The organism is Mesotoga sp. HF07.pep.5.2.highcov (assembly GCF_003666285.1).
GTDB classification, from domain to species: Bacteria; Thermotogota; Thermotogae; order Petrotogales; family Kosmotogaceae; genus Mesotoga; species Mesotoga prima.
Window position 1 is genome coordinate 1 of sequence record NZ_JFHJ01000326.1, and the last position, 6,513, is coordinate 6,513.

General features: G+C 45.4%; 5 protein-coding genes and 1 pseudogene. 5 read left to right on the plus strand and 1 reads right to left on the minus strand.

Features of this window, described 5'->3' with window-relative positions:
• Window positions 1-268: 268 nt before the first annotated feature.
• Window positions 269-754 (plus strand): hypothetical protein, encoded by a 486-nt coding sequence (locus tag BG32_RS07160; protein ID WP_121526615.1) that lies wholly within the window; start codon window positions 269-271, stop codon window positions 752-754.
• Here BG32_RS07160 and BG32_RS07165 read toward each other — a convergent pair whose 3' ends face one another.
• Window positions 755-1,486, minus strand: coding sequence for a radical SAM protein (locus tag BG32_RS07165; RefSeq protein ID WP_014731987.1), 732 nt, complete (start codon window positions 1,484-1,486; stop codon window positions 755-757).
• 113 nt (window positions 1,487-1,599) lie between these two features.
• Here BG32_RS07165 and BG32_RS07170 point away from each other — a divergent pair, with 113 nt between their 5' ends.
• The 4 genes and pseudogenes from BG32_RS07170 to BG32_RS07185 form a co-directional block, all read left to right on the plus strand.
• A complete protein-coding gene (locus BG32_RS07170) occupies window positions 1,600-1,977 on the plus strand; it encodes a Rid family detoxifying hydrolase (RefSeq protein WP_121526616.1) in 378 nt (125 codons plus the stop codon).
• 13 nt (window positions 1,978-1,990) lie between these two features.
• Window positions 1,991-3,936: pseudogene (gene thrS / locus BG32_RS07175) on the plus strand (threonine--tRNA ligase).
• Window positions 3,937-3,999: 63 nt separating this feature from the next.
• Window positions 4,000-5,748 carry an adenine deaminase gene (gene ade, locus BG32_RS07180; RefSeq protein ID WP_121526617.1) on the plus strand — a complete coding sequence of 583 codons (1,749 nt, stop codon included), beginning with the start codon at window positions 4,000-4,002 and terminating at the stop codon, window positions 5,746-5,748.
• The coding region (locus BG32_RS07185) for a xanthine dehydrogenase family protein molybdopterin-binding subunit (RefSeq protein WP_147434868.1) at window positions 5,741-6,513 on the plus strand (773 nt) is incomplete at its 3' end. The genes ade and BG32_RS07185, both read left to right, overlap by 8 nt.

The following is a 6,513-nucleotide window of genomic DNA, read 5'->3' on the forward strand; positions in this document are numbered from 1 at the left end:
TGAGGATCAAATGAATTGAATTATTCTAGATTATCTTTCTCTACTTTGACTTCTCGCAACAATAAGGCATTCTTCAGGACAAGTGTGGAACGTTATTTGCACAGACTGTTTTGCTTACGGGTCATGTGTGAGCCACTGTGTTCAATGACGATTATCCTTGATGTTATTACCATTGGAGAGACCGACTTCTTTCTTTGCCTTTGCATCCATGGGTTATAATTGTTTTCGAAACTGGGCTTTGCATTGAAGGTTTCTGGGGGTGTTGTTTGTGAGAGCAGTTCAAATGGTTTGTCTTTTCCTTTTCGTCATCACATTTTCTCTATTGGTTGCCGTGGAAATTGATCTGGGCGTGGGTGCTGATATAACCCAGTCAGATGAGACGAGCCTAAGTTGTGCGCGGCTTTCTCTTCTAGCCAGTGTTGGTCCGTTATCTATCGATCTGCCGATTGCGCAGATTTGGCCTTCAGAAAGAAGATTTGAGCTTGCCGATCCCATGTTAAGTTATGCAGGCTTGAACCTGAAACTTCCGATAACCGTTCTTTACATGAAGGCCGGTTTGGGAGTTCAGTTAAAGGGTTTAATAGATCTAGTCGGAGGAAGTATCGAAGGATGGGACGTCCCAGCGAGAGTTAGAGCTGGTTTAGGCCTATCGGATTCTGGCCTCTTTCTTGAAGGTGGAGTAAATCTCGATTTCACACCTTCTCTCGAATCGATGAGTTTCTTCCCTTACGTAGCGGCTGGATTTGTTTTCTAGCTAGATCAGGTGAAGGTGTTTTCTGAATTCTTTTTCAACCTCTTGAAATGTATATTTCTCAAGCCAGGATTGCCAGCCGAATTTCAAGAAGATATTCTTTACCTGAAAGGAGTAGTTCAGAGGATCCAGATGGACTTCTTCGACTCTTTTTGATAGTTCAAGTGCAACTCTTGTCGCGTTCATAGGAAGAACAGGTCCTACAAAGGCTCCCGTCTGAATTCCGTTATCTCTTAAGAGATCGATTGTCTCGAGTCTCTCTTCAAAGGAAGAAGAACCCGGTTCAAGAACCTTCCTCACATCTTCTCTATCCGTTGTTATCGTTACTAAAACTTTCGCTTCGCCTTCCGCGGTCTGGAGCAAGTCCAGGTCTCTCCTTATCAAAGCGGATTTCGTCATCAAGTAGACGGGAACCCTGTGAGAGACGAGAATTCTCAGTATCGCTCTTGTGATTTCGTATCTCTTTTCGAGTTGCTGATAAGGATCGCAGGTTGTACTGAGAAAAACTGGCCGCTTGGGATGTCTGATAATTTCTCTTTTCAGAAGAGATGTGAGGTTTTTTCTGACTCTCACATCTCTTCCCCATACTCCTCCGTAGTCCTTGAAAGAGCCTATGAATTTTGCAAAGCAGTATATGCATCCGACGCTGCATCCAACGTAAGGATTGATAGTGAAATCTGTTAATGGAATATTAGACTTTGTTAATGCCCTTCTTGCAAGTATTTCTTCCACCATATACTTATAGATTCTACATGTTTTCTTCTCGATAAACGATTTCCGTTTAGTGCATATCGCGCGACTTCATCCATTCTCAAGTGATATAATTAACGGAAATGGGAGGTGTTACTGTGTTGAGGGTTATCAATACTGACAAGGCGCCGGCAGCAGTTGGTCCTTATTCTCAGGCAGTTGCGGCGGGAGGTTTTCTCTTTGTTTCTGGACAGATTCCCCTCAACCCGTTGACTGGCGAAATGGTGACGGATTTTGAAGAAGCTTGTAAACAGTCACTTGACAACTTATTCTCGGTAGTCGCCGCCGACGGGTCGAGCCCAGATAATATCGTAAAGGTCAACGTTTACGTAAGGGATATGGGTAAGTTTTCGATTCTAAATGAGATCTACGCTACTTACTTTAAGGGTCACAAACCTGCCAGAGCCGTAGTAGAGGTCTCCAACCTGCCAAAAAACGCGCCGGTAGAAATCGAGGCTGTGGCGATTATACCGTAATCAGGAGGATAAAATGGCAATTTCGATAAAACTGCCCGATGGTTCGATAAAGGAATACGAATCAGGGATAACACCGGCGGAGATTGCAAAGGGTATTTCCGAGGGACTTGCAAGACGTGCTTTTGGAGCGATTGTCGACGAAGAACTTTGGGATCTTGAACGGCCTATCGAAAAAGACGCTTCGGTCAAGCTTGTCCTGGACAAAGATCCCGAGTCATCTCGTTTCTTCAGACACACTATGTCCCATATACTAGCCCAGGCGATAATGAGATTGTATGGCAAGGAGAAAGTCAAGCTAGCAATCGGGCCAACCATAGAAAATGGGTTTTATTACGACATAGATCTTGGCGAGACGAGAATCACAGAAGAGGATTTACCGAAGATTGAATCGGAGATGAGCAAGATAATTAAGGAAGATCTCCCGGTTGAGAGATTCGAACTGCCTGTATCAGAAGCCATTGAACTTATGAAGAGAGAAGATCAGCCTTATAAAGTCCAGCTGATAGAGGATCTGGTTAAGGACACGGGTGCTGAAAAGGTTACTTTTTACAAACAGGGCGAATTTGTTGACCTCTGCAGGGGTCCTCACGTTTCTTCGACTGGTAAGGTAAAGTATTTCAAGCTTACATCCGTTTCCGGTGCGTACTGGAGGGGCGACGAGAACAACAAGATGCTTCAGAGGGTTTACGGCACTGCCTTCGCAAAAAAGAGTGATCTCGAAGACTATCTGAGGATGATAGAAGAGGCAAAGAAGAGAGATCACAGGAAGCTTGGCCCGGCGCTTGGTCTCTTCACAATCAATTACGAATATGCTCCGGGTATGCCTGTTTTTTTGCCTAAGGGAACGGAGATGCTTAATCAACTGCTTCAGTTTTCGAGAGAGAAGCATGTTGAAGATGGTTACAGGGAAGTTAGCACCCCTCAGATTATGTCTGATGCGCTTTGGAGAACATCTGGTCACTGGGATCATTACAGGGACAACATGTATTTCACGGAGAAAGAAGATCAGCAGTTCGCTGTCAAACCAATGAATTGCCCCGGGCACATAATCGTATACAAGTCCTCATCGGTAAGCTATCGTGATCTTCCGATGAAACTGTTTGAATTCGGAAAGGTACATAGATATGAGAGATCCGGTGTCTTGCACGGGTTGTTCAGAGTCAGAGGATTTGTTCAGGATGATGCTCACATATTCTGTACACGTGAGCAGATTCAACAGGAGATAATGGGAGTAATCGATTTCGTTCAGAAAATATACTCCCCATTCAACTTCGAGTATAGAGCAGAGCTTTCGACGAGACCCGAAGATTACATGGGCGAAGTCGAGCTGTGGGATATCGCCACAAAGGCACTTGAAGATTCACTTTTAGCAAAGAAAATGGAGTTTAAGGTAAATGAAGGTGATGGAGCTTTCTATGGTCCTAAGATCGATTATCATATAAAGGATTCGCTTGGTAGGGAATGGCAGTGTGCTACAATTCAGCTTGATTTCATGATGCCCGAGCGTTTTGGGATCAAGTATGTTGGACCCGATAACGAAGAGTATCAGCCGTCATGATTCACAGGGCGATATTCGGCTCCGTTGAGAGGTTCATGGGTATTTTGATTGAGCATTTTGCCGGAGCTTTTCCCGCTTGGCTTGCTCCTACCCAGGTTTCAGTGATCCCAATAGCCGACAGGCATGCAGAATATGCGGAATCGGTTGCGGCCGAATTAAAGTCCAGAGGTTTCAGGGTTGAAGTCGATGATCGCCAGAAGTCAACTAACTACAAGATCCGTGAGGCTCAGCTGATGAAAGTACCTTATATGATCATCGTTGGAGACAGAGAGAAAGAAGACGGGACCATATCGGTAAGGCTGAGAAGTGAGAAGGATCTGGGTTCAATTGCTTTGCAGGAATTCATGGATAAGCTTTCGCAAGAAGTCAACATGAGAAGCGCAACAAGCATTTTCGAGTGATTACAAGACCCCTGCACCTCGGGGGTCTTGCTTTCGTAGCTTAAAAGTCCTTGAAGGGGGGCGATTGGAACGAATATCATCGACATAATACCGGTCGCACGTGGCGACAGACCGGCAGATGTTCTTCTTAAGAACTGCAAGATCGTGAACGTTTTCAGCGGGGAGATAGAAGAGGCAAACCTAGCTCTTTTCAAGAAGCGCATTGCTGGAATCGGTGACTACGAAGATGGACTCGAGGTCATAGATCTTGAAGGTTCTTATGTGGTCCCAGGTCTTATCGATGCTCACCTTCACATCGAATCATCCATGGTTTCACCGGTCGAGTTTTCGAAGACAATCCTAGCAAGAGGCACAACCACAGCGATAGCCGATCCTCATGAAATTGCAAATGTAATGGGTCTTTCCGGGATAGAATACATGATCAAGTCCACAGAGGGAGTTCCTGTGAATCTCTACATCATGATCCCCTCCGCCGTCCCCGCATCAGCCATGGAAACGTCGGGGGCAAGGATCAGCGTAATGGATATGATAGGTTTTGTGGAGAAATTCCAGAACAGAGTTCTTGGACTGGGTGAAGTGATGAACTTCCCGGATGTCATAAACGGTGATCGGGATTCAATAGCGAAGATTGAGTTGATTCGACACAAGTACAAAAAGATAGACGGTCACATTCCTGGAGTTTTGGGTAAGCCTCTAAATGCCTACATATGTGCTTTTGTAAGGTCGGAACATGAGTGCACCTACGTTGAGGAAGCGAGAGAAAAACTTTCCAGAGGTATGCAGATACTTATCAGAGAGGGAAGTGTAGAGCGAAATCTCGTTGCTCTTCTCCCTCTAATAAACGAGAAGACTTATCCCTTCGTATCATTTTGTACCGACGACAAGCATCCCGACGACATTATCAGAGAGGGCCATATAGACTACAATATTCGGAAGGCCATAGAGCACGGTATAGATCCAATAATCGCCATAAGAGCAGCCACGATAAACACTGCAAGACATTACAATTTGAGATCGATGGGTGCTATTGCTCCCGGGTACAAGGCCGACCTCGTAGTAGTGGACAATCTAGAGTCCTTCAATCCGAGAATCGTTTTCAAAGATTCTAGAATAGTAGCAAGAGATGGAAGACTGGTTATTGATGTCATCTCAAAGAGTTTTCCACAGGAAAGGACAAATACATTCAAGTGCCAGAAGATTTGTGAGGATGACTTAAGAGTTAAGGCTGAGGGAAGAAAAATCAGAGTAATAGAGCTTCTTGGAAGCGAGGTGCTTACCGGAGGCCTAATAACTGACGCAAAGATTGAGAACGGCTGTGTTGTCAGCGATGTCGATAGTGACGTCTTGAAACTGGCCTCCGTCTGTCGCTATTGCGAAGGTAAGTCTATGTCTGTCGCGTTTGCAAAGGGCTCCGGGCTAAAGAAGGGGGCAGTGGCAACTTCTGTTGGACATGATTCGCACAATCTTGGTGTATTGGGAGTGAATGATTCCGATATGGTCTGTGCGGCAAACAGAGTGATAGAAATGGGTGGAGGGTTGGTTTCCGTCGTTGACGGTAAGATAACATCCGAGCTTCCTTTGAAGATCGCTGGCCTGATGTCGGATCTTACCAGTAGGGAAGTCGCAGAAAGATTAACAGAACTGAAAGAAGCTACAAAGATTATGGGTAGCACTTTACCCGATCTCTTCATGACGCTTTCTTTTGTGCAGCTTTCAGTTATCCCCAAGCTGAAGCTGACGAATCTCGGCCTTGTCGACGTTGAAAAAAATGATTTTGTCGCGCTGTTCGTTAAGGAGGGTGAAGATGCCTGAAAGACACGAGAAGGTGGTCGGCAAAAAAATCAACAGAGTCGACGCCCGGGAGAAGGTGAGCGGCAGAGCAAAGTTCGCAGCAGATGTGTCTTTTGATAGACAGGTGAACTGCGCTCTTGTTATTGCAAAGAAAGCACATGGAGTTCTGAAGAGTATTGATGCTTCTTCCGCAAAAAGGATTCCCGGTGTCGAGGGTGTTTTCACCTGGAGAGACGTTCCCGGGGAAAACCAGCTTGGCGATGTGATAAAGGATATGCCTTGTCTAGTCAAGGAGGGCGAAAGAGTAAGATTTTACGGTGATGTAGTAGCTGTTGTTGCTGCAAGCAGCAAGAAGATAGCCGAGGAAGCCGCCGAGCTGGTAAATGTTGAGATCGAAGAGCTCAAACCGGTTCTAACAATAGAAGAGGCAATTAAGGATGAAATCGTTATTCATGGTAAGTCCAATATAGGCGTTTCGAGAAGAATTCGTAAAGGAAATGCCTCGAAGTTTTTTGAGAATTCAGAGCACATTTTCGAAGGCGAGTTCTACGCCCACTATCAGGAGCAGGCTTATATGGAGACCCAGGGAGTAATAGTGGTGCCCGACATTGACTACGGGTTCACTGTTTACGGAACAATGCAGTGTCCTTACTATGTGCAAGGGGCCGTGTCGAATGTCTTGGGCATTCCTATGAGCCGAGTAAGAGTTATTCAAACCGAAACCGGCGGTGCATTTGGAGGAAAAGAGGACATTCCTTCTTATGTCGCTTCATATGCAGCCATAGT